Genomic DNA, 23,338 nt, shown 5'->3' with positions numbered 1-23,338 from the left:
ATGAGCAGGAGCGAGATAGTCATGCAGGGATACCGTTCGCGCGCCATCACCAGGTGGCGTCTGATCTGGGCTGCGGTGCTTGCCGTCGTGCTCGCCGCACCGCTGGCCGGCCTGGGCATGGGAGCCGCGCTCGCGGCCCCGGGCGATCCGCAGTACCTGACCGTGAACAAGACGGTCGCGCCGGAGGTGGTCTCCCCGGGCCAGACCTTCACATACACGATCAGCGTGAACTGCTCCGAGGCGTCCTGCCTGGACGCTCGGCTCACGGACTCGTTGCCGCCCGAGCTGGCCGGCTACACCGTGCAGGACGTCGCGATCGCGCCGAACGAGAGCTCCATCCCGCGCGAGGTCACCTGGACGGTCGACGGCGCTGCGAGTTCCGTCGCACCCGCCGAGGTCACCGCCGACACCCACCTTCGGGTGGACTTCACCGGCCCCGTCGTCAGCCCGGTCGGGACAGGGCTGGAGAACGGCCTGACCCTGTCCGTCACGATCACCCTCCAGGTGCCCACCACCGTCGGTCCCGGCGACCACGTCGTCACCAACACCGCGAACACCGAGGCCACGAACTCCAACCCGGACACCGACGACGCGACCGTGACGATCCGGGTGCCGGAGATCATCGACGTCGATGTCACGAAGGCGTGGAGCCCGTCCGAGCAGACCTTCCAGCCCGGGGCGCCCTCCACGATCGACCTGAGCATCACGAACACCTCGAACGGCCCGGTCGAGACCCTCGTGCTCACCGAGCCCGCCGCCGCCGTGGACGGCGCGGCCACCCTCGACCCGAGCAACCCGTTCACCATCACCGACTTCACCGGGTTCACCGACGCGAGCCTGCCCGCCGGCGCCGACACCGTCCGGGTGGACGTCTACGTCCAGCAGGCCGACGGGACCTGGGCGTGGCAGCTGGGGGAGGCCGCCGGCACGGCCGAACTGCCCGACGGCGTCGACGCCGCCGATGTCGGTGGCGTCCGGCTGACCTACGCCGGCGCCGCCATCGCGCAGGACGCGGTCGCCACCGTGGGCCTCGGGCTGTCCCAGCGTGCGACCGACCGCGACAGTGGCGGCGACCTGTCCACGGCCACGCACCCGGTGACCAACGTGGTCGGTGCCGAGGCCGCCGTCGACGGCCGGGACCCGGCCACCGACACGGCGAACGCCGACTACGTCGTGCGGCCCCTCCAGCTCGGCGTGAGCACCGACAAGGACATCAGCCCGAACCGGATCGCCTCGGGCGACGAGGCCACCGCCACGATCGGCGTCACGAACGAATCCGCCGGCGGCGTCGACGAGCTGCGCGTCTCCGACCTCGGCTACTTCACACAGACCATCACGTTCGGCGGCTTCACCACCGCGCCCTCCTGGCCGGTCGGCGCCACCTCTGCTCAGGTGATCTACCACCCGCTCGACGGCGGCGACCCCGAGACCATCACGTTCGCCCAGGGCGCCGTGCCAACAGGCCCGAGCGGCCCGATCTCCGGGTTCGAGGTCGTCTTCACCGCCGAGGCCGGCGGCATCACCTCCGGTGCGACCAGCGTGTTCGACGTCCTCATCCAGACGTCCGAGGACGCGGTCGCCGAGGGCGAGACCCTCGACACCACGAACACCGTCGACGCCCGGGTCGTAGCGCCGAACGGGCTCACCGAGAACGACTCCGACTCCTCGACCCTGACCCTGGTCTACCCGGCGATCGACATCACCCTCGCGAAGTCGGTGCGGCCGTCGGCGAGCGTGCAGCCCGGCGAGAGCGTCGTCACCGCACTCGAGACGAACCTGACGACCACCTCCGACTACGTGACCGCGACCCAGATCGTGGTCGAGGACGCGGCCACCGGCGCCGACGGCGACTTCTGGGACGCGTTCGACCTCTCCTCCGTCGCCCCGACGCAGGTGCCCGGCAACACCGCCCTGACCATCGAGGTCCAGAGCGCGGACGGGAGCTGGATCGAGCTCAAGGTCTTCGTGGCTCAGGACGGCCCGTTCCTCGCCGCGATGACGACCGCGGAGATCCAGGACGCGTTGCCTGCGGGCACGGACATCACGGACCTGACCGGGATCCGGTTCATCTTCGACAACGCGACCGGCTTCCCGTCCGACACCACGGTGACGCCGTACTTCTCCGCGCAGGCCCGGGACACCCTGCGCTCCGGTGCGGACATCCCCGAGGACGCGACCGACTACGCGAATGTCGCCACCGCGGACGGCTCGGGTCAGACCGAGGTCGGCACCGAGATCTCCGACTCCGAGGTCGGCGAGGGCGTCGCGACCGTCGAGTCCGACCCCGGCACCGGACCGGTCGGGATCGAGAAGTCCTGGAACCAGGACTCGGTCCCTGCGCAGTCGAGCGAGCAGCGCTCCACGAACCTGTCCTGGTCCGTGGGCAGCGGCTACGGGACCGTGCAGATCAGCGACCCGACGAACCCCGCCACGCCGGCGGACTCGGTCTTCGAGGCGTTCGACCTCGTCCGGATCGAGCGCATCGCGGCCAGCAGCGACCCCTACAGCAACGGCTGGCAGCTGCGTTACGACCTGATCACCGACGTCGAGCTGTACCGCGCAGGCGCCTGGGTGAGCGTCCCCGCGCCGGGCGGTGGCTGGATCCAGAACGGCGCGTTCGTCGGTCACGCGCTCAGCGATGACGAGCGAGCCGACACCACCGGGGTCAGGCTCACACTCACGGAGAACGGCCCCGCCCGGGCCGCGGCGAGCCAGACCGGTCCGGCCTACGACCCGTACGCCCCCGCCGTCGGCTCCGGTGTCGGCTTCGCCGGACCCGACCGCGTGTTCACGATGGCCTGGCAGGTCCGCGACCAGATGCGCCCCGGCGGTGAGTGGGTCACCGGCGAGGCGACCTACAACACCCCCGATCCCGGCGTCGTGAACAACACCGCCCTGCTGGCCGCCACGCCGGTCGGCGGCGGCACCGCGGCGACGGACACCGCCGACGACACGATCGTCGTGGTCGACTACGGCCCGGGTGTGGCCGTGGCGAAGACGGCGGCGCCCAACACGAACCTGTACGTGCCGGTCGCCGGCGCCCCGGCGGACAGCTATCCCGCGACGACGTTCACGATCACCGCGAACAGCGACTCGGTGGCGCGCGCCTCCTACGTGCGCGTCACGGACCCGCCCGCCTGCACCGACGCCGACGAGGTCTCCGTGTGTCAGAGCCCGGCCACCGCGGCCGGCGCCACGGCGGACCCGTTCACGGCCAACGTCGACTGGCTCGGCGACGCCGGGATCGGCAACCCGTTCGACCGGTTCGACGTGACCGCGGTCCGCATCGGGACCTCCGTCCCGGACCAGGTCGACCTGTCCGCCAGCGTCGTCTGGCTGCTGCGCCACGACGGTGCCGGCTACCTGAGCGAGCAGAGCACCGCCGCCGCGGTGAACGCGATGAGCGCCGCGGATCTCGCGGACGTCGTCGGCATCTCGGTGACCTTCCAGGGCACCGATCCCGCCTCGACCGGCGGCACGATCACCGCAGCGAACCGGCTCACGGTGACGATCGACGCGCGGGCGCGCACCACCCTGCGCAGCTCTGGGGCCGACCAGGTGGTTGCCGCCGGAGCGCGGCTGGACGTGCCGAACCGCGTGTTCGCCCAGTCCTACGACCCGATCCTGGCCGAGGGCACCCCCACCGGCGACCAGGCCGCCGCCCCGGTGCAGCTCACCGGGGGTGACATCAACGTAGGTCCGACGAAGACCGTCGCCCCGGCGGCCCTCACCGAGCCCACGCGGGACGCCCCGGTCACCGTGACCCTCGGCGCCAACCAGGGCGTGGACCCGGTCAGCACCCTCTCCCCGGCGCAGGTCACCGTGACCGACGATGTGACCACGTCGCCGGAGTTCTGGAGCGCCTTCGCCTTCACCGGGCTCGGCGACGTCGTCGCTCCGGCCGGTGCCGACCGGGTGCGGGTGGATCTCTACGGCCCGTTCGGGCCGGACGGCGAGAACACCTGGATCGAGGGCGAACCCGTCGCGGTCGCCGACGCGGCCCTGCCGATCGGGGCCGACGCCCACGCCGACGTGCAGGGTATCCGGTTCGTCTTCTCCCGGGCCGACGGCTCGTTCTTCTCCGATCAGCTCCCGGCGCCGCAGTGGTCGGCCACCGCAGCGTTCACGGTCCAGCTGCGCGAGAACCACTACGGCACCGAGGATCCGGTTCTGCTGGAGGGCACCGTGACCAACACGGTCACCGCCGTCAGCGACCGCCTGAACGGTGAGGCGTCCCCGGAACGGACCACCGACGCCGTCATCTCGCTGTCGGCCGGTGTCCACCAGATCGCCGTCAACAAGCTCGCCAACAACGGCGACCGGTTCGCCAGCCCGGGCGCGCTCGTGCCGTGGGACCTGACCTTCACCAACACCGGCACCGGCTACCTCACCGTCACCGAACTCCGGGACGCGCTGCCCTCGTCCTTGCTGTATCTCGGCGACGAGCCTGTCTACACGCCGGACCCGGACGGCCTGCTCTCCGATGACGTGAGCGTCACCCAGGACGGGCAGGAGCTGATCTTCACCTGGCCGGACGGCGGCAACCGGATGACACCGGGTGAGACGTTCACCATCAGGCTGCTGTTCGAGCTCCAGCCCGGCCTGTCCGCCGGTCAGCGAGCTGAGAACACGATGACCGTGCGGACCGCCGAGGAGCTGGCCTCGTGCGCGAACATGGTGGCGGGCGTGCCGATCACGGATGCCTGGGCGCAGGACGGCACCACCTGCGGCACCACGGACTACGTGTCCCCGGCGCCCGGGCCCAACCTCTTCACGGTCAAGGGCGTGCGCGGCGAGCTCGCCGGAGCGATCAACCCGCTCAACCCGAGCGCCGTGTGCAGCCAGAACCTGAGCGCCACCGGCGGGGACTACTTCCGTACCCCGTGTGCGGCGAACAGCATGATCGGCGGCACCGACGAATGGGTGCTGCGCACGCTGAACGCCGGCACCGTCACGGTCGAGGAGCTCACGATCTTCGACCAGTTGCCGAACGTCGGCGACCAGCAGCTGATCTCGGGCACGTCCCGCGGCTCCGTGTACCGTCCCGAGCTCCTCGACGACCTGCTGGTCACCGCGCCGGAGGGAGCCACCACCACCGTGGAGGTCACCACCAGCGCCGGAGTCTGCGTGGGGACCTGGGCGAACCTGACGAACCAGGAGGTGTGCGAGCAGAACGGTGAGGAGTGGACCCCGGCCGCCGACGACACCGACTGGGCCGCGGTCACCGGTCTGCGGATCGTCGTGGACTTCTCGACCACGGCAGCCGGGGTGTTCAGCCCGGGTCAGTTCGTGGACGTCACCTACTCCTCGGTGAACGTGCCCGCCTCGGCGACCAACGCCGACGGCGCACCGTCGGACGTTCCCGCCGTGGACTCCTTCGCGTGGAACCAGTTCGGCGTGAAGTTCCTCAACACCGGGGCGAGCGGCTACAGCAAGGTCGCACCGTCCCGCGTCGGGGTGCACCTGGTCTTCGGCGCCATCGAGATCGACAAGCTCGTCACCGGCCCGGCCACGGCCTACGCCCCGGACGAGTTCACCGCGGACCTGCGCTGCACCGTCGAGGGCGTCGAGCTCGGTCTCGGCGAGCACGAGGTCGTCGAACTGGGCGACGCCAACGGCTACACCCAGCGGGTCGACGGCATCCCGGTCGGCGCCGAGTGCACCGTCACCGAGACCGGCGCGGTGGGCAGCTTCGGTGAGACCAGCCGCACCGGCACCCCGGTGACGCTCGACGTGAGCGCACCCACCGCCGTCGGACAGGACGTGCCCGCCGCGCAGATCGCCACGATCACGAACGACTACGCCTTCACCGGCCTGTCCGTGACGAAGCTGGTCGAGACCGAGGCGAGCGAGGGCGACTTCGGGCCGTTCGATTTCACCCTCACCTGCGAGAGTGCGCTCGGCACCCCGGTCACGTTCGGCTCCGGCGTCACCGAGGTGGCGTTCACGCTGGCCGCCGGTGAGACCTACGTGGCCCCGGCGAACACGATCCCGGCCGGCGCGCTCTGCGTCGTCACCGAGGTCGGCAGCGCGCTCGCGGACGACATCGTCATCGTCGGCACCGGCGTGACCGACAACGGTGATGGCAGCGGCGCGGTGCAGGTCGGCGCGACACCTGGTGAGGTCACGTTCACCAACGGCTACGACGCGGGCATCCTGCGCGTGGTCAAGGTGGTCGACGGCGACGGGGCGGACGCCTACGGCGCCGGACCGTTCACCTTCACGGCCGTGTGCACCTACGCGGGCGACCAGGTCCTGCTGGACACCGAGTTCCAACTCGACGCGAACACCGACCGCACGTTCGGGACCTACCCGGCCGGCACGGAGTGCGTGGTCACCGAGACCGCGACCGGCGGCGCGAACGTGAGCGTCATCGACCCGGCGGACGGCGTCACCACGATCAGCGCGGGCGACGAGGGCGTGGGCGAGTCCGTGGTGACCGCCACGAACACGTTCCGGCTCGGCGCGCTCGAGATCGTCAAGGTCGTCGAGGGCGACGGGGCCGAGCTCTGGGGCGGCGGACCGTTCACCGCCCGGGCCACCTGCACCTGGGACTCCGGCGGCGAACGGGTCACGATCGACCTCCCGAACGATGGCACCGTGACCCTGAGCGCGGCGAACGGGTACTCGGCGACCGTCGAGAACCTGCTCGTCGGCAGCGAGTGCGTGGTCACCGAGACCGCCACCGGCGGCGCGACCAGCGCCACGATCGCCCCGGCCGACGGGCTCGTCACGATCCCCGACCCGGGCGATGGCGACGAGGTCGCCACGGTCACCCTGACCAACGTCTTCGACCTGACCTCCCTGGACGTCGTCAAGGAGATCGACGGCGACTGGGCCGCAAGCGGCTCCGACGGCCGGTTCGAGGTCGCGCTGCAGTGCACCTGGATGGTCGACGGCGTCGGCACGGAGATCGAGGTCCCCGGCGGTGCGGTGCGGGTGCTGCAGGCGCCGGACGCGCTGGCCGCGACCTATGCCGACCTCCCGGTCGGGGCCGACTGTGAGCTCACCGAGACGGTGACCGGAGGTGCCGACGGCACCTCGATCACGGTCGCGGTCGAGGGCACGTCGAGCGCGACGACCGATGGTGCCACCGCGGCGGTGCCGCTGGCGGGCACCACGGAGCCGGGGCAGGCATCGGTGACGGTCACGAACGTCTTCGACCCGATCCCGCCGTCGCCGGCGGACGGGGAGACCCAGATCCCGGTGACCGGCTCCGACGCGGGCCTGCTCGCCGGGGCGGCGCTCCTCCTGCTCGGAGCGGGTGCGTTCCTCGTGACGCGGCGTCGCCGCCAGACCCGCTGACGACGGGTCTCGGCCCAGTCCCAGCACCCCCGTTCGGTCGCTCAAGTGGCGACCGAACGGGGGTGCGCTTCGTTCGGGCCGGCGAGTGACGCAGCACACCGTGCTGAATAGTTGACACTTCAAGTAATGCGCACGCATGATGGAGAGGACGCCGCACCCAAGACGCCATCACCGTTCTACGAGAGGGACATTCACATGAGCACCATCAGCATCGTCGGCAAGGGCAACATGGGCACCGCGATCGCCTCGATCGTCACGGCCGGGGGCAACGACGTCGAGTTCGTCGACCGCGATACACAGGACATCAACGGCGACATCGTCATCCTCGCCGTCCCGGTGCACGCCCAGGCCGAGATCGTCGCGACCCACGGCGCCAAGCTCGCCGGCCGGACCGTCGTCGACATCTCCAACCCGCTGAACTTCGAGACGTTCGACTCCCTCACCGTGCCGGCCGACTCATCGGCCGCGCAGCAGCTCGCCGCGCAGCTGCCGGATGCCACGATCCTCAAGGCGTTCAACACGAACTTCGCCGCGACCCTGTCATCCAGGACAGTCGGTGGCGTGCCGACAACGGTCCTGATCGCGGGGGACGACGACGCCGCCAAGGGTGCCCTGAACGCCGTCCTCACCGCCGGTGGCGTCAAGGCCGTCGACGCCGGTTCGCTGAAGCGGGCCCGCGAGCTCGAGTCGATCGGCTTCCTGCAACTCACCCTCGCTGCCTCGGAGAAGATCAGCTGGACGGCCGGCTTCTCGTTGCACGCCTGAGCTGGGCCGATGGCCGTGGGTGGGGGACGCCCGCCCACGGCCGCCAGGCGGATCGTCCGGGACGCGTTCCGTGCGATGGGGCCTCGACGCATGCGGCGGATCCTGGTTGACTGCTCGGACGACTCGATGTCTGGAGCAGACCCGTTATGCCTGAGTTGTCCCGCCGCCATGTCCTTGCCCTGATCCCGGCCACCGGCCTGCTGACCGTCGGCCTACCGCTGCGTGCGCTCGCCGACGAGGCCACCGACCACGCCCGGTTGCTCGCCAACACGGTCGCGATCCTCGCCGGCACGGCGGAGGTGAACGCCCGCCCGGAGGCCGCGGTGAAACTCGCCGCGATCCACACCACGGCACGGACCTACCTCACCCAGCTGGACCAGGCCGGACCGGACGAGCTGTTCGCCGGCGTGCCGCTCGGCGAGAACGACGCCAACATCACGCAGTCCTACAACCGGCTGCTCCAGATCGCCGTGGCCACGCGGACCGACGGGGTGACCGGCGACGACACCGACCTGGTCGGGAACGTCGAGGTGCAGCGCCGCGTCATCGACGGGCTCGAGTGGCTGCACGCGAACTACGTCGGGGACCAGTCGGCCGGCTACTACGGCAACTGGCACAACTGGGAGATCGGCTTCCCGTCGCACGCGACCCGTACGTTCGTGCTGCTCGCCGAGCAGGTCGCCGCGTACCGCCCGGAACTCGTCGGGACGTACGTCGCCACCATGGACGCATACCTGCGCAACGGCATCGACGGCGACGTCGACCTGGACTCCAGGTTCCACACCGGCGCGAACCTGGCCGACATCACCACGAACCGCTTCCTCCAGGGGGCGCTGCTCGGTGACGACGCCCGGATCGGCAAGGCCATCGCCGATCAGTCGACCGTGTTCGCGACCATCGACCCGTACCACCTCCAGCACGGCAACACGGACGGCTACTACGCCGACGGGTCCTTCATCCAGCACCACTCGGTCGCCTACACCGGGTCCTACGGCAAGGTCCTGCTCGGCCGGATCGCCCAGACGATCAAGATGCTCGACGGCGCAACCTCCGCGGGCGGTGCCGATCTGGTCTCCGTGGTGCAGGCCTGGGTGACGAACGGCTTCGCGCCGCTGATCTTCGAGGGCTGGATGATGGAGGTCGTCAAGGGCCGAGCAGTCTCCCGGACCACCACCGGCTACGTGGACGTTCGCGCCGTCGCGGAGGCCGTCGTCGACCTCGCCGGGTACGCCGCCGGTGACGACGCGGTGGCCCTCAAGGGCTACCTGAAGTTCCTGAACGACTCGTCCCCGGTCTCCCTCGAGCCGAACTCGTTCGCCTCGCCCGTGAGCGTGGTCCGGTTCGCCGACATCCTCGCCGACGCGACGGTCCCGGCCGCGGATCTGAACGCCGCGGAGCGCAACGTCGCGTTCAACGCGATGGACAAGACGGTGCACCGGCGCCCCGGCTACGCGTTCGCGCTCGCCCGCTCCTCGGACCGGATCAGCAAGTACGAGTACATGAACGGCGAGAACCTCATGCCCTGGTTCCAGGGTGACGGCGCGCACTACCTGTACCTGGCCGGCCAGGACCAGACCCGCGCGTTCGGCGTCGACTACTACACCGCCGTCTCCCCGTACCGGCTCTCCGGCGTGACCGCCCCGGACGGCGAACGCAGGACCGTGCCGGAGCTGTACGGACAATTCTGGTACGAGAATCCCGGTCACCCACTCGAGTTCACGTCCTCGTCCGAGTCGCAGAACACCTACGTGTACTTCCCGCGCGGGACGAACCCCCAGTCCGGGGGAGTGACCCTCGGAACCTACGGGGCGGCCGCGATGGTGTTGTCCGATGACGTCGCCCACGTCGACAAGCGAGCCGGCGTCCTCCCCGACGATTTCGTCACATACCCGAACGCGGGCGCGACGAAGTCGTGGTTCATGCTCGACGACGAGATCGTCGTGCTGGCCGCCGGTATCTCCGGTCGGGCCGGGCGGTCCGCGGTGACCACGCTCGAGAGCCGGATCGCCGAGCCCGCGGACGGGGTCGCGGTCACGGGTGCGCTCGCGGACGGGACGCCATGGACCGGTGACGGCGTCGGGCCGCTCGCGTGGGTGCGCTGGGAGAACCCGGGCGAGCAGACCGCCGTCGGGTACGTCCTGCTCGACGAGCAGGAGATGACGGTCGACGTGGAGCGGGTGACCCGCAGCCGACGCGCGGTCCGTGTCTCGAACCCGAACACTTCGGTGACCAAGGACGTCGTCACGGTGTCGGTGGCGCACCCGGCCGACGGCGAACACGCGCTCGCCTACGCACTCGTGCCGAACGCGCAGGCCGACCAGCTGGCCGGCTACGCCGACGGCCCGGTGCAGGTCCTCGCGAACACCACAGACGTGCAGGCGATCACGCACACCGACCTCGGCATCGTGGCCGCGAACACCTTCACGGACGGCCGGCATCAGGCGGAGCGCCTGACCATCGACGGCCCGGCCTCGGTGCTGCTGCGCCAGAGCGGTCGCCGCCTGGAGGTCGCCATCTCCGACCCGACGATGACGCGTGATCGGGTGCAGGTGGTGATCCGCGGCCGCGACCGTGGCCTGGAGCGCGCCGACGACGGCGTCACGGTGGGTCAGGTGACCGGCGGCACCTCGGTGGTCGCGGACACGCGGGAAGCCTACGGGCGGACCTTCACGGCGGTTCTGCGGGTCTGACGCGTGCCGGCGGGTCCACGGTCGGCAGGTTTACGCTCAGGCGAGCGCCTTCGCCTTGAGGACGGCGAACTCACGTTCATCGATCGCCCCGCTGTCGAGGAGGGCCTTCGCCTCGCTGACCTGAGCAGTCGGAGAAGCGGCCGGGGTCGAGGCTGCCACGTTGCGGATGTAGGCGTCGGTCTCGGCGCGGCTCGCGGACATCTGCTCGGCTTGACGTTGCCCCATCCCACGTCCGCGGGCGATGAGATAGATCGCGCCGGCGAGGAACGGGAGGATGATCAGGAAGATCATCCACAACGCCTTGAGCCAGCCGTTGAGCTCTCGGTCTCGGAAGAGGTCCGCGATGATCTGGAACAGGACCACCAGGTACATCACGAAAGCGAACCACCAGACCATCAGCCAGAACCATTCCATGAAACTGTTCACCGGAGTTCCTTTCGTCCATCTGGGCGCGGCGTCGGCCGCGTGAGCCAAGGTTCGACCGACCCAACCTGGGCTGTCGTCACGCAGAACACATGAAGTTGACAGCGGGCGCCAGTTCATCCGATCCGCGTGATGCGGTGGAGGTGGTCTGCATGTGTGAATGCGTGCAGCAGCCATGGTGCCGACCTAGGCCCGGCACCTGAACAAGGGGTCTGGAGTGAGTTACAACGACCGATTGCGCCGCTTCGCCCTTAACGACGCGAATCTCGAGACCGAACTCGCGGTGCCACCGACCGCGCTTGAACCCAGGACGGTGGCCCTCGTCCGGCTGGCTGCCCTGTTCGCCGTCGGCGGTGCCGAGCCGAGCTATGGCAGCGAGGTCGATGATGCGGTCTCGGCAGGGGCGACCACGGCGGAGATCGTCGACGTCCTCGCTGTGGTGACCCCGATAGTGGGTCTACCGATCGCGGTGGCCGCGGCCTCAAAGGTGGCGTTGGCGCTCGGGCTGGATATGTTCGGCATGGATCAGGAGTGAGGCTCACTCGCCGAGCAGGCCCCGGGCGATTGCCTGTCGCACGGCGTCGCCGCGCGAGGAGACGCCGAGTTTGCGGTAGATCGCCCCGATCTCGGTGCTGGCGGTGTTCCGGGAGATGAACAGCCGTTCCGCGATCTCGCGGATCGTCAGATACGTCTGAAGGTACGGAAGCAGCCGGAGTTCCGCAGGGGAGAGTGGCGACATCACGCCGTCGGAGACGGCGCTGGTGGGACGGGCCTCGAAGTTCTTGTGGAACTCCAGGACCTCGTCGCCCAGCACTCCGAGGTTGGGCCGATGCAGCATCAGGTCATCGATCTCGCGGAGGAGATGTCGCACGGTCACGTTGTCACCGAGAGCCCAACTCGTCCGCGCGAAGTTCAGCCTGGTCCGCACCGCGAGCGTCGGGAACGCAAATGTGCAGGACACACGGACCCGCATGCCGCGGGTCAGTTCGCGGCGTGCGGTCGTCAGGTCGCCGTCGTGCACCGCGAGTCGAGCGGCCGCAGCGAAGGCAGGCGCGCTGGTCGGGTAGTCCTCCATCCGGTGCATGGCGATCTCGCTCGCCGCGTGCGCGACCCGCGGCCGGGCGTCCTCCCATCGGCCGGCGTCCATGGCCGCCTGTGCGAGCCGGGCCTCGCTCAGTACCAGGGCATCTGCGTTGCCCCCGACGTCTGCTGCCGCGACGGCCGAGGTGAAGTGGTCGGTTGCTGCGGCGACGTCCCCGACCAGCAGCGCGGCTTCGCCGCCGAGGGCGAGGGCGGTGTCGCGCCATGTGCTCAGTCGCGGCTCGCTGTCGATCGCGAACTGGGCGTCCGCGAGCATCTGCTCGGGGCCGTCCGGGCATCGGACGGCGCGGAACATCGACCGGGCGGAGGCGAACGAGGCGGAACCGTCGAGACTCTCGCCCTCGAAGGAGGCGCGGTCGACGATCTCACCCCAGCGCTCGGCCTCGGCCGCGTGCCCCTGGTAGAGAGCGACGTATCCGGCGAGCACGGCGAGCGGCGGGTAGCCCGCGATGGCGTCGGGCCCGAGGGCAGCCAACCAGCGGTCGACCGTGGAGAGCCGCCCGGACTGGAACAGTGACATCACGACGCGAGTCACGAGCCGGATGCAGCGGTCCCGGTGCGGCGTGGGCAGCAGCACCTCCACCGCCCGATGGGGGAGGCCGTGGGCCTCGTACCAGTCGGCCGCGCGCAGTCTGAGGGTGTCGCTCAGGTCGGGTTCGGCCGTCAGGAGTTCACCGAGCAGGAACTCGCGGAACAGGGCGTGATAGCGGAACCACTCACGGTGCCTGTCCAGCGGGATCAGGAACAGGCTCGAGGCCTCGAAGTGCCGCAGCAGCCGCCGCGCGTCGTGCCCCCCGAGCACGGCGTCACACAGTGATGCGGACATCGACTCAAGCACGGCCGTGCGACGCAGGAACCGCCGGGTATCGGCCGGGAACCGCAGATAGGCCTCGCGCTGCAGGTAGTCGGCGACGTACGGGTCGTCACCGGACACCATGGCCGTCCCGTCATGGTCATGCCGGGCGATCAGTGACGCGAGGTAGATCCCGACCGGCCACCCCTCAGTCCGTTCGGTGATGGCCTCCAGGGTCTCGCGCGAGGCAGCCACCCGGGTCGTCGCAAAGATCTTCTCCGTCCCTGCGACGTCCATGGCGAGGTCGGATGCGCCGATCTCGACCGCTCTGGCCTGGGCGCGGAGCCGCGGTAGGTGGGGCTGTTCGTACCGGCTCGCGATGACGACCTGCGACTCCGGTGGGATGGCGTCGATCACCAGGCCGAGCACGTCATGGCAGGCCGGGGAACGTAGCACCTGCAGATCATCCAGGACGAGCAGGAACGGCTCGTCGAACCTTGCTATCACGGCTGCGAGGCGCGGAGCGGCGCGTCCGAGTGCGGACACGCCGGCTCCGAGCATGTCCTGTGCCAGACCCAGTGGAGCGCCGTCCACTGTGCCGAACGCGGAAGCCAGCACGACGAGGAGGCTGAGGGGATCGTCGTCCCAGCTGTCGAGAGAGACCCACACCACCGCCCGGGCGTCACGGTGGGCCCACTGGGCCAGGAGCGTCGACTTGCCGTACCCCGGGGGCGCGGTCACGCTCACGATGCGTTGCCCACTCCGGATCGCGGCGTCGATCAACACGGCCCGGCTGACCGCTGCGTCCAGCGGGCGCGGCACGTCGAACTTGGCTTCACGGAGAAGGCGTTCGAGCCCCCCGTTCGCCGACGCCGTGCCCGGCACGTGGCTCACCCGTCAACGATAGTGCGGCCGGCCGGGGTGCGGAGCAACTTGACGGTCGGGTTCATGCGGCGCGTCGCCCGGCCGCGCGGGTGGCGTTTCACGCGGTCCGCGTGATGTGGCCGCGCATGCGGGCTCCATACCGTCTGAGGCACCCACCCGGCTTCCAGCGGAGGAACCGCCATGCGTCCCGACCGGCATGCCCGAACCATGCTCCCGATACCGGACCGCCCAGCGCCCGGCCTCACGACGTACGACGCGAAGGATCCGGCCACGTCCTACCCGCCGATCGAGCCGCTCCTGCCCCCCGAGGGAGCGCCGAACGTGGTCGTGATCCTGCTCGACGACGTCGGCTTCGGAGCATCGAGCGCCTTCGGCGGTCCGTGCCGCACGCCGACCGCGGAGCGGCTGGCGGGCAGTGGGCTGCGGCTCAACCGGTTCCACACGACGGCCCTGTGTGCGCCCACCCGGCAGGCACTGCTCACGGGCCGCAACCACCACTCGGTGGGCATGGGCAGCATCACCGAGACGGCCACGTCCGCTCCGGGGAACAGCTCGCTGCGGTCGAACACGAAGGCTCCGCTCGCCCTGACGCTGCGTCTGAACGGCTACTCGACGGCGCAGTTCGGCAAGTGTCACGAGGTGCCGGTCTGGCAGACCTCCCCGATGGGCCCGTTCGACGCCTGGCCGACGGGCGGTGGCGGATTCGAGAAGTTCTACGGCTTCATCGGAGGCGAGAACAACCAGTGGGATCCCGCGCTCTACGACGGGACCACCCCGATCGAGCCACCGGCCACGGCCGAGGAGGGTTACCACCTCACGGAGGACCTCGTCGACCACGCGTGCTCCTGGGTCAACCAGCAGAAGGCGCTGATGCCGGACCGCCCGTTCTTCGTCTACCTCGCCCTCGGTGCCACCCACGCACCGCACCACGTCGCGCCGGAGTGGATCGAGAAGTACCGGGGCCGCTTCGACGATGGCTGGGACGTGCAGCGCGAGCGCACCTTCGCGCGGCAGCGGGAGCTCGGGGTGGTTCCGTCGGATGCGGAACTCACCGCACGCCACGACGAGATCCCGGCCTGGAGCGAGATGCCCGAGGACCTCAAGCCGGTCCTGGCCCGGGAGATGGAGACCTACGCAGGCTTCCTCGAGCACTCCGACACCCAGGTGGGTCGGCTGATCGACACGCTCGAGGATCTCGAGATCCTCGATGACACGATCGTCTACTACATCATCGGGGACAACGGCGCCTCAGCGGAGGGCACCGTCAACGGCGCGTTCAACGAGATGGCGAACTTCAACGGCATGGCCGCGCTCGAGACACCGGAGTTCATGCGCAGCAAGATGGACGAGTTCGGGTCGCCCACCTCCTACAACCACTACTCCGTGGGCTGGGCGTGGGCGATGGACACGCCGCTCCAGTGGACGAAGCAGGTCGCCTCACACTGGGGCGGCACCCGGAACGGGACGATCGTGCACTGGCCCCACGGGATCGCGGAGGCCGGCGGACTGCGGTCGCAGTTCACCCACGTGATCGACATCGCGCCGACCATCCTCGAGGCGGCCGGGATCCCGGAGCCCACCTCGGTCAACGGGGTTCTGCAGTCCCCGATGGAGGGCACCTCGATGCTGTACGCGTTCGAGGACGCGGATGCGCCGGAACGCCACGACCTGCAGTACTTCGAGATGTTCGGCAACCGCGGCATCTACCACCGCGGCTGGAGCGCGGTCACGAAGCACCGGACGCCCTGGGTGATGACCGGCGCCACGGTGCCCCCGTTCGACGACGACCTGTGGGAGCTCTACGACGGTGCGACGGACTTCAGCCAGGCCCACGACCTGGCCGCGGAGCGCCCGGACCTGCTCGCCCGGCTGCAGCGTCTCTGGCTCATCGAGGCGACGAAGTACAACGTGCTGCCGATGGACGACCGGACGGGTGAGCGGCTCGAACCGACCCTGGCCGGCCGGCCCACGCTCGTGCACGGTGCGTCGCAGCTCTTCTATCCGGGCATGGGCCGGTTGAGCGAGAACAGCGTGGTCAGCATGAAGAACCGGTCCTTCTCGCTCACCGCGGAGATCGAGGCGCCGGGGTCCGGGGTCCACGGCGTGATCATCGCCCAGGGTGGCCGGTTCGGCGGGTGGAGTCTGTTCGCGCGCGATGGCCGGCTCGCATTCGCCTACAACGTGCTCGGGATCCACCTCTACACCACGGCGTCGGACACACCGATCCCGTCCGGCACGCACCAGGTGCGGATGGAGTTCGCCTACGACGGAGGGGGGCTCGGCAAGGGCGGTGACGTCACGCTCTACCACGACGGGACCGCCGTCGGAGCCGGCCGGATCGAGTTCACCCAGCCGCTCGTCTTCTCGGCCGACGAGACGACCGACATCGGATACGAGTCGGGCACCCCGGTCTCTCCCGACTACACGGCCCGCGAAAGTACCTTCACCGGAAAGATCCACTGGGTCCAGCTCGACACCGGGGCGGACGACAACGACCACTTCATCAGCCCGGAGGAACGCCTCAGGGTCGCCATGGCCCGGCAGTAGGAGCCAGGCCGGCACCGGATCACGGGAGCTGGGGCCGCCGGCCGACGCACGCGCGCCGGCCGGTTCGGCCCTCGGTGCTCACGCGGCGAGCAAGCCGTCGATCTGGTTGATCGCGGAGGTCGCGCCCTCGACGACCCCCATGTCGAGCACCTGCTGCAACGCCTCCGCGGTGGCGTAGGTGGAGACGTATGTCGCCTTGGTCCCGCCGTCGGTGGCCACGAAGGCATACGAGTTCTGGCTCACGGGCAGATCCGTGGACACGTTGAAGTCCGCGTCCGAGAACGCATCCTCGAACGTGAAGCCGGACGGTTCGGTCACGGTCTTGATGTCCCAGATCCCGGCGTGCTTCTCACCCTCCGGGCTCGTCATGAAGTACGTCGAACGGCTGCCGGGGATGAGCGCGTGGTCCACGAACGTGGCCGGGTACGTCGGCGGTCCGAACACCCGCTCGAGCTGGCGTGGGTCGGCGTACACGTCCCAGACGCGAGAGACGGGGGCGGCGAACTCGGCCACGATGGTCAGGGTCAGGTTGTTCATGTCGTGCTGGACGTCGGTGACAGGCATGTCACTGGTTCCTCTCGGTGGATGTGGGTTGTGCGATCAGTTCGTCGATGCGGGCGATCCGCCCGCGCCAGAGCGATTCGAGTTCGGTGAGCAGCGAGCCCACCGACCGGACCGCCTCCACGTCGCCACTGGCGAGGGCCTCCCGGCCCGCGCGCCGCTTGTTGATCAAGCCGGCCCGCTCCAGTACGGCGACGTGCTTCTGTACCGCGGCGAAGCTCATGTCGTACTTCGCCGCGAGGGTCGTGACCGAGTGCTCTCCGGCAAGCACCCGGCGCAGGATGTCGCGCCGCGTGCGGTCGGCCAGCGCGTGGAACATGGCATCGGCCCTGTCCTCGTTCTGGCTCTCGGTTCCGGTCATACCCAACAACCTACAACCAAACGGTTGTAGGTTGTCAAGACCCGGCGTGCGGGTCGGGTTTCCTCACCCACAATGGGTGGGGCTCCTCGGGGCGGTGCGGGCTAACGTCCTACGTGTAAGAACCGGGAACCGCTGGGTCGACGCCAGCAGGCGCTCGCCCACCGGCCGCGCCACGTTCGAGGAAGAGGGCACGGATGGACACCGACCACGAGCGTTCGGGTGCCACCGGGGCAGTTCCGGACGCCGACCCGTCTGCGCTGGCTGAGCGCCTCCGGGCCCTGGAGGAGGAGAACGCCGTCCTGCGGCACCGCCTCGACGTGGCGGCCGCACCGCGCGACGCCGGCACGGACGGGCCAGGGGGCCCGCGGGCACCGGGGCGGCTGCGCGCCGTGGGTGCCGTCGTGCTCATCACGTTGGGTGCCCTGCTGGCACCCGTCGCGGTCATCGCCGCCTGGGCGGAACGGACTCTGACCGACACCGACCGCTACGTCGCCACGGTCGCGCCGCTCGCAGCCGACCCCGTGCTGCAATCCGCCCTCTCCGGCAGGCTGACCGGCCTGGTCATGGAACAGATCGACGTGGGTGCGCTCCTCGACGAGATCTCGACGGCCATGGACGAGAACGGGATCGCCCCGCGCGCGTCCGCGGCGCTCGGCGCCCTCGAGGCACCACTGACGAGCGGGGTCCAGAACTTCGTCCGGGAGGCGGCGGACCGGGTCGTGCAGAGTGATCAGTTCGAGGCGGTCTGGGAGCAGGCAAACCGGACGGCTCACGAGCAGATGGTCGCCGTCATGCAGGGTGCCGACGGTGCGCTTCTCCAGATCGGCGACGACGGGCAGCTCTCGATCCAGCTGGCGCCGATGATCGAACTCGTCAAGGAGCGGCTGGTCGAGGCGGGCCTCGGCATCGCGGCGAGCATCCCACAGGTGAATGCGTCGTTCACCATCATGCAGACCTCACAGCTGGTCGAGGTCCAGAACCGGTACGCGCAGGTCGTCGCGCTCGGCACGTGGCTGCCCTGGATCGTGCTGATCCTGCTGGCGGCCGGCGTCCTGGTGGCGAACAGGAAGATGCGTACGCTGGTCGTGGCCGGGCTCGCACTTGCGGCCTCGATGCTCGTGCTCGGGCTGGCACTCACCATCGCGCGTGGGCTGTACCTCGACGCTCTCAGCGGCGTGGTGCTGCGGCTTGACGCGGCAGAGGTCGTGTTCGACCAGGTCGTGTCCTTCCTCCGGGTCACGCTGCGCACCGTCGGCGTGCTCGGCATCGTCGTCGCGATCGCCGCCTATCTGGCCGGGTCGGCCAAGTCTGCGCGGGCGCTGCGAGCGGGCCTTGGCCGTGGTCTCGACGGAGCCCGCGGGTTCGCCGAGGGTCGTGGCGTCTCGACCGGACCCGTCGGGCTCTGGCTCGGCCGGCACAAGGGCATCCTGCGCGCGGTCGTCGTCATCATCGCGGCACTGGTGATCCTGCTCGCCGGCAGCCCGACACCGGCCCTCATCCTCTGGGTCGCGATCGTGGCCGGGTTGCTCCTCGTGCTCCTGGAGCTGCTCAGCCGGCAGGCACCCGAGATGAGTGGCGACGACACGCATGCGCGAGCGTCCACCTGACGTCGGGGGCCGCGATGGCGCGGACCGGCGAGCCCGGAGCCGGTGGGCGTTGCTACGGCCGGCACTGTCGGCGGTCGCGGTGCTCGTCGTCTACTACGCGCTCCCCCTTGACGGGACCTCGGTGGGCACCCTGTTCGCGCTCGCGCTGGGGCTCACCGCGCTGGCCGGGATGCTGTCCTGGCAGGTCCGGGCCATCGTGCGTTCGAAACGGCCGAGGCTGCGTGCCATCGAGGCGCTCGCGACGGCGGTCCCGTTCTTCCTCGTGCTGTTCGCGGCCGTGTACGTCGGTCTGTCCCGCAGTGACCCGGCCGCGTTCACCGAGGCCCTCGACCGCACCGATGCGCTCTACTTCACCGTGACGACGTTCGCGACGGTCGGATTCGGTGACATCGCGCCCCTCGCCAGGGAGGCGCGCATCATCGCCATGATCCAGATGCTCGCCGGCATGGCGCTGCTCGGTGGCGGCCTGAAACTCCTCCTCGGCGCGGTCCGGGTGGGCCTGAACCGTGAGCCCGGCCGGCCCGTATCGACCGGTACCGCCGGCCCGGCCGGAGGCGGCGGAGCCCGGCCCTCGCCGCCCGAGTAATCCGCTCGCCCGCGACGCCGGGCGTGACGTACGGTCCGGGGACCATGGACGCTCTCACCGACGACGAGCTTGCGGCCGCCCTCGGTCAGGCGTTGCCGCAGCACTGGCCGCAGCTCGGCGAGGCGATCGTCGCGCCGCTCGGCGGCGGGATGAACTCGGCGACTGCGCGCGTCCGGGGCAGCGCGGGGCGATATGTGGCCAAGTGGGTGCCGGACGGTCTCGGTGCGGCCCTCCGGACCGGCGGCGAGCGGGCGCTCCACGTGCAACGCGCGACCGGTATCCCGACCGGACCACCGGTACCGACCGCCGCGGGCGAGGTGGTCGCGCCGACCCTCGGCGGCTGGGTCAGCCTGCTGAGGGAGGTCGACGGGACCCCGTTCGACGGAGCCACGGGGGTGGAGCAGGAGCTGATGGCGAGGACGCTCGCCGCCGTGCACGGGGCCACCACGCTCGGCCGGCGCCGGGGTGCGTTCCTGCCCGAGCCGTTCTGGCACGGGCCCCAACTGGACGTGGAACCCTGGGTTCGCACCGCCGTCGGGCAGGTCCGGGCCGAGTACGAGACGCTCGCGCCGCAACCCTGGGCGACGCTCCACACCGACCCGGCGCCCGAGGCGTTCCTGCTCGACGGCGGCCGGCCGGCGCTCATCGACTGGACCGGCGCCACCGACGGGCCGGTGCTCTACGACGTGGCCTCCGCCGTCATGTATCTCGGCGGGCGACGCCGGGCTGATGCCTTCCTGCGTGCCTACTCCGATCGCAGCGGGGTGGACCTGATCCACCTCGACGCCATGCGCCGGTACCGCCAGGCAGTCCAGGCGGCCTACTTCGCGCAGCGGCTGGCGGCCGCCGACCGGACCGGGCTCACCGACCCGGGAGGTAACCGGAAAGGGCTGGACGATGCGCGGCGCGGCCTGGTCGCACTCGGTGTGATCGACACGCCGTGACCGGGCGGCCAGGGCGCGCCGACCACGAAAGTGTGAGCAGGATCAGGGACGGCAGATCGTGCGTCCCGGTGGCACAATCGAGCGTGGCCGTCCTAGGGGCGGTCCGAGCGTGCATCGCGACGCGCCGCCTCACCAGCACGAAATGGACGGTGCCCGCGTGGCTCACGTGCCTGCGCCCGAAAACACCACCAGGTCGACCCAGGAACCGGTCGCGACGTCGACCGTGAGGCTCTGGAGCCGCGAGTTCGTACTCGCGTGGATCGTGAACTTCTTCCTCGCCTTCGTCTTCTACTTCCTGATGACCACGATGGCCGTGTACGCCATCAAGGAGTTCATCGCCGGCGAGACGGCGAGCGGCCTCGCCGCCAGCATGTTCGTCATCGGCTCCACCACGGCCCGGCTGTTCGCGGGCAACCTCGTCGAGCTCGTCGGGAGACGACGCAACCTGCTCATCGCGCTCGTCGTCGGTGCGCTGGCCTCGCTGGCCTACTTCCCGGCGTCCTCGTACGGTTCGCTCCTCGTGGTGCGCTTCCTGCACGGGGCATCCTTCGCGATCGCCTCGACCACGGCCATGACATTGGCCCAGTCCGTGATCCCGCGCGCACGCCGGGGTGAGGGGACCGGCTACTTCACGCTGAGCATGACGCTGGCGACGGCGCTCGGCCCGCTGCTCGGTCTGCTGCTGGTGGACCACGTCGGCTACGGTGCGCTGTTCGCAGGCTCGGCCGTTGCGTCGGTGCTGGCGCTCGTCATCGCCCTGTTCCTGCGCACGAGGGACCTCGCGCCCGATCGGGAGGCCCGGGCGCGGCTGCTGCGGTTCCGGCCCGCGGACATGCTGCACCCGGCCGTGCTGCCGGTCGCGAGCTTCATGCTCGTCCTCGCGATCTGCTACTCCGGCGTCCTCACCTACCTGCAGCCGTTCGCCGCCGAGGCCGGGCTGGCCGGCGGTGCGAGCATCTTCTTCCTCGTCTACGCGGCGTCGATGCTGCTCACCCGGACGATCATGGGACGACTGCAGGATCGGCGCGGCGACAATGCCGTGATCGTCTTCGCGGTGCTTGCCTTCGCCGCCGGGCTGGCGCTGCTCGGGCTGGCCGGCAGCGACGCACTCGTCATCGTCGCCGGAGTGGCGATGGGCCTGGGCTTCGGGTCGCTGCTGGGTGCGCTGCAGGCGGTCGCGGTCTCGAAGGTGCCGATGCGGCGGGTGGGTGTCGCGATCTCGACGCACTACTTCATGGTCGACCTCGGCATCGGGATCGGACCGGTGCTGCTCGGGCTCGGTCTTGGCGTGTTCGGGTTCGACACGATGTACCTCGTGCTGGCCGTCGTCGCCCTGGTCTCCCTCGGACTGTACGAGCTCGTTCACGGCCGGTACGAGCGGGCCCGGCGCCGGGTGCGGGCCGAGGACGGTGAGGGAGCGGCCGCCGCCGACAGCGATCTCGTCAGGCACTGACCCCGCCGATAGCGGTCGCTTCTGACGCTGGGTCGCTTCGCGCCCCTGAGCGCGGGTCCACAACTACGCTTGCGTGGGTGTTCACCGAAGTAGGCGCGACGCGGAGCGTTCTCGGCGCTCTCCTGTTCAGTCCCGCCGCCCTGTGGGTGGGGTGCAAAGTGCCGTGACCGTAGAGCTCAGGGATCTACGACGGGTGGTCGAGGTTGCGCTTCGGGACTGCGGCTTCGAAGGTGCCAGGAACAGCTGGCAGTACTCGGGTTCTGACATGCGGTGGCTAGTCGGCTACGAGAAGCCCCCATGGTTTACCGCGCTCCATGTTCAGGTCGGCGCCGACATCGACGCGCCGCCTCTCGACGCGCCTCGCATCAAGGGGGTCGATTCCGCTCAACTGCGACCACCGCCCGGACCGCTGCGTGCCAACGACTGCGTGATCAGTGTCCCGGTCGAAAACTTCGTCGGGCTGGACAGGTACGACCTCGCGACCTCCCTTTACTTGCGGTCTGGCCTCGACCTCGCCACACGGCGACGAAACATCAACGACGGGTTTGCAGCACTACACGAGTACTTGTGCCTGCACGGCTCTCGTGCGCTGGTGAGCGCGGCTCTGGATCGCGGAGATTTTCGTGGCGGTTTCGTCCGCCGAGACGTGAGGCAGCTCCTCTCGCGGCGGCCCACGGTCTGAGCGCGTGAAGCGTTGCCACCTCGGGAGGATCTCTACTCGTCTTGAGAGTGCCCGTCTCGTTCAGATGCTGCGCGCGCACTGGATGCGCGGTGCCTCAACCGCCTCCGCAGCTGACCTTTGAACCGTCGTTGCGCGGTCTCAATCATCACGAACCGCGGGTCGTTCGCGCTCTCGAAGTAGGAGTTCTCAGCGCCGTCGCTGGCGCCGTCGGCATCGATGAGCCGAGCCAGGCTTTCCCGCAACGGCGGTCCGTCAGAGAAAGGCCTGGCCCACGCAGCCTTCGGCGTGTCCGGCCCGTTCCCTCCTTCGGTCATGGACCCAAGTGTGAAACCCAGGCGATCGCGACCGCCAGCTCTTCCTCCGTGAGGCGTGCGTAATGGCACAAGCGAGCCCACAATCGACGGCGGTCTCAACCGGTCAACGCACCACGTGATGGTGACACGGTAGGCGTCAGGGCTGAGCCTCGCTGGCTCGCGGCAGGTGGTGGTGCGGGAGACGCTGAACAGTTCGGGCGTACTCGGCCCGGAGTAGACGTCGGCGCTGGGAGGCGGAGAGCTTCGATGTCTTGCCTGGAGCCGGCCCTTGGTGCGGGCGACGGCCATCCCTTCGCGGGTGCGCATGCGGATGAGGTCGGC

14 protein-coding genes are annotated in these 23,338 nt (G+C 69.9%); 10 read left to right on the top strand and 4 right to left on the bottom strand.

All coding sequences use genetic code 11. The features are described 5' to 3' along the window. Positions 1-21: 21 nt before the first annotated feature. From GKS42_RS25450 to GKS42_RS25440, 3 genes are all read left to right on the top strand, one after another. Positions 22-7,305, top strand: a complete 7,284-nt coding sequence (locus tag GKS42_RS25450; RefSeq protein ID WP_168217983.1) for a DUF5979 domain-containing protein — start codon at positions 22-24, stop codon at positions 7,303-7,305. A 195-nt stretch (positions 7,306-7,500) separates the two neighbouring features. After that, complete coding sequence (locus GKS42_RS25445; protein WP_154796379.1) at positions 7,501-8,070, top strand: NADPH-dependent F420 reductase; 570 nt, start codon at positions 7,501-7,503, stop codon at positions 8,068-8,070. Positions 8,071-8,216: 146 nt separating this feature from the next. After that, the gene (locus tag GKS42_RS25440; RefSeq protein WP_154796378.1) at positions 8,217-10,760 is read left to right on the top strand and encodes a polysaccharide lyase family 8 super-sandwich domain-containing protein; all 2,544 of its coding nucleotides are present in this window, start codon (positions 8,217-8,219) and stop codon (positions 10,758-10,760) included. A 36-nt stretch (positions 10,761-10,796) separates the two neighbouring features. On the opposite strand, the gene GKS42_RS25435 is transcribed toward GKS42_RS25440, so the two are convergent. Continuing rightward, positions 10,797-11,186 carry a hypothetical protein gene (locus tag GKS42_RS25435; RefSeq protein WP_232847845.1) on the bottom strand — a complete coding sequence of 130 codons (390 nt, stop codon included), beginning with the start codon at positions 11,184-11,186 and terminating at the stop codon, positions 10,797-10,799. Between the two features lie 232 nt (positions 11,187-11,418). On the opposite strand from GKS42_RS25435, the gene GKS42_RS25430 reads away from it, so the two are divergent. Next, a complete protein-coding gene (locus GKS42_RS25430) occupies positions 11,419-11,718 on the top strand; it encodes a carboxymuconolactone decarboxylase family protein (protein WP_232847844.1) in 300 nt (99 codons plus the stop codon). Positions 11,719-11,721: 3 nt separating this feature from the next. On the opposite strand, the gene GKS42_RS25425 is transcribed toward GKS42_RS25430, so the two are convergent. Continuing rightward, on the bottom strand, positions 11,722-13,971 hold the full coding sequence (locus GKS42_RS25425; RefSeq protein WP_154796376.1) for a LuxR family transcriptional regulator: 2,250 nt from the start codon (positions 13,969-13,971) through the stop codon (positions 11,722-11,724). Between the two features lie 171 nt (positions 13,972-14,142). Between GKS42_RS25425 and GKS42_RS25420 the strand changes: the two genes are divergently transcribed. After that, the gene (locus GKS42_RS25420; RefSeq protein WP_154796375.1) at positions 14,143-16,509 is read left to right on the top strand and encodes an arylsulfatase; all 2,367 of its coding nucleotides are present in this window, start codon (positions 14,143-14,145) and stop codon (positions 16,507-16,509) included. A 78-nt stretch (positions 16,510-16,587) separates the two neighbouring features. Here GKS42_RS25420 and GKS42_RS25415 read toward each other — a convergent pair whose 3' ends face one another. Then, on the bottom strand, positions 16,588-17,073 hold the full coding sequence (locus tag GKS42_RS25415; RefSeq protein ID WP_154796374.1) for an SRPBCC family protein: 486 nt from the start codon (positions 17,071-17,073) through the stop codon (positions 16,588-16,590). A gap of 1 nt (position 17,074) precedes the next feature. Next, positions 17,075-17,431 (bottom strand): ArsR/SmtB family transcription factor, encoded by a 357-nt coding sequence (locus GKS42_RS25410; RefSeq protein WP_154796373.1) that lies wholly within the window; start codon positions 17,429-17,431, stop codon positions 17,075-17,077. 194 nt (positions 17,432-17,625) lie between these two features. Here GKS42_RS25410 and GKS42_RS25405 point away from each other — a divergent pair, with 194 nt between their 5' ends. The 5 genes from GKS42_RS25405 to GKS42_RS25385 all read left to right on the top strand — a co-directional run bounded on the left by GKS42_RS25405 (position 17,626) and on the right by GKS42_RS25385 (position 22,703). After that, positions 17,626-19,038 carry a hypothetical protein gene (locus GKS42_RS25405; RefSeq protein WP_154796372.1) on the top strand — a complete coding sequence of 471 codons (1,413 nt, stop codon included), beginning with the start codon at positions 17,626-17,628 and terminating at the stop codon, positions 19,036-19,038. Then, complete coding sequence (locus GKS42_RS25400; protein WP_154796371.1) at positions 19,019-19,624, top strand: potassium channel family protein; 606 nt, start codon at positions 19,019-19,021, stop codon at positions 19,622-19,624. The genes GKS42_RS25405 and GKS42_RS25400 overlap by 20 nt, the downstream gene beginning before the upstream one ends. A gap of 44 nt (positions 19,625-19,668) precedes the next feature. Continuing rightward, positions 19,669-20,568 carry a phosphotransferase enzyme family protein gene (locus tag GKS42_RS25395; RefSeq protein WP_154796370.1) on the top strand — a complete coding sequence of 300 codons (900 nt, stop codon included), beginning with the start codon at positions 19,669-19,671 and terminating at the stop codon, positions 20,566-20,568. Between the two features lie 157 nt (positions 20,569-20,725). After that, positions 20,726-22,021 carry an MFS transporter gene (locus tag GKS42_RS25390; protein WP_210769270.1) on the top strand — a complete coding sequence of 432 codons (1,296 nt, stop codon included), beginning with the start codon at positions 20,726-20,728 and terminating at the stop codon, positions 22,019-22,021. Between the two features lie 163 nt (positions 22,022-22,184). After that, on the top strand, positions 22,185-22,703 hold the full coding sequence (locus GKS42_RS25385) for a hypothetical protein (protein WP_154796368.1): 519 nt from the start codon (positions 22,185-22,187) through the stop codon (positions 22,701-22,703). The last annotated feature ends 635 nt before the right edge of the window (positions 22,704-23,338 follow it).

The sequence above is a fragment of the Occultella kanbiaonis genome, assembly GCF_009708215.1.
GTDB lineage: Bacteria > Actinomycetota > Actinomycetes > Actinomycetales > Beutenbergiaceae > Occultella > Occultella kanbiaonis.
Note: the sequence above shows the minus strand (reverse complement) of the source record. Positions and strands in the feature narration are given on the sequence as shown.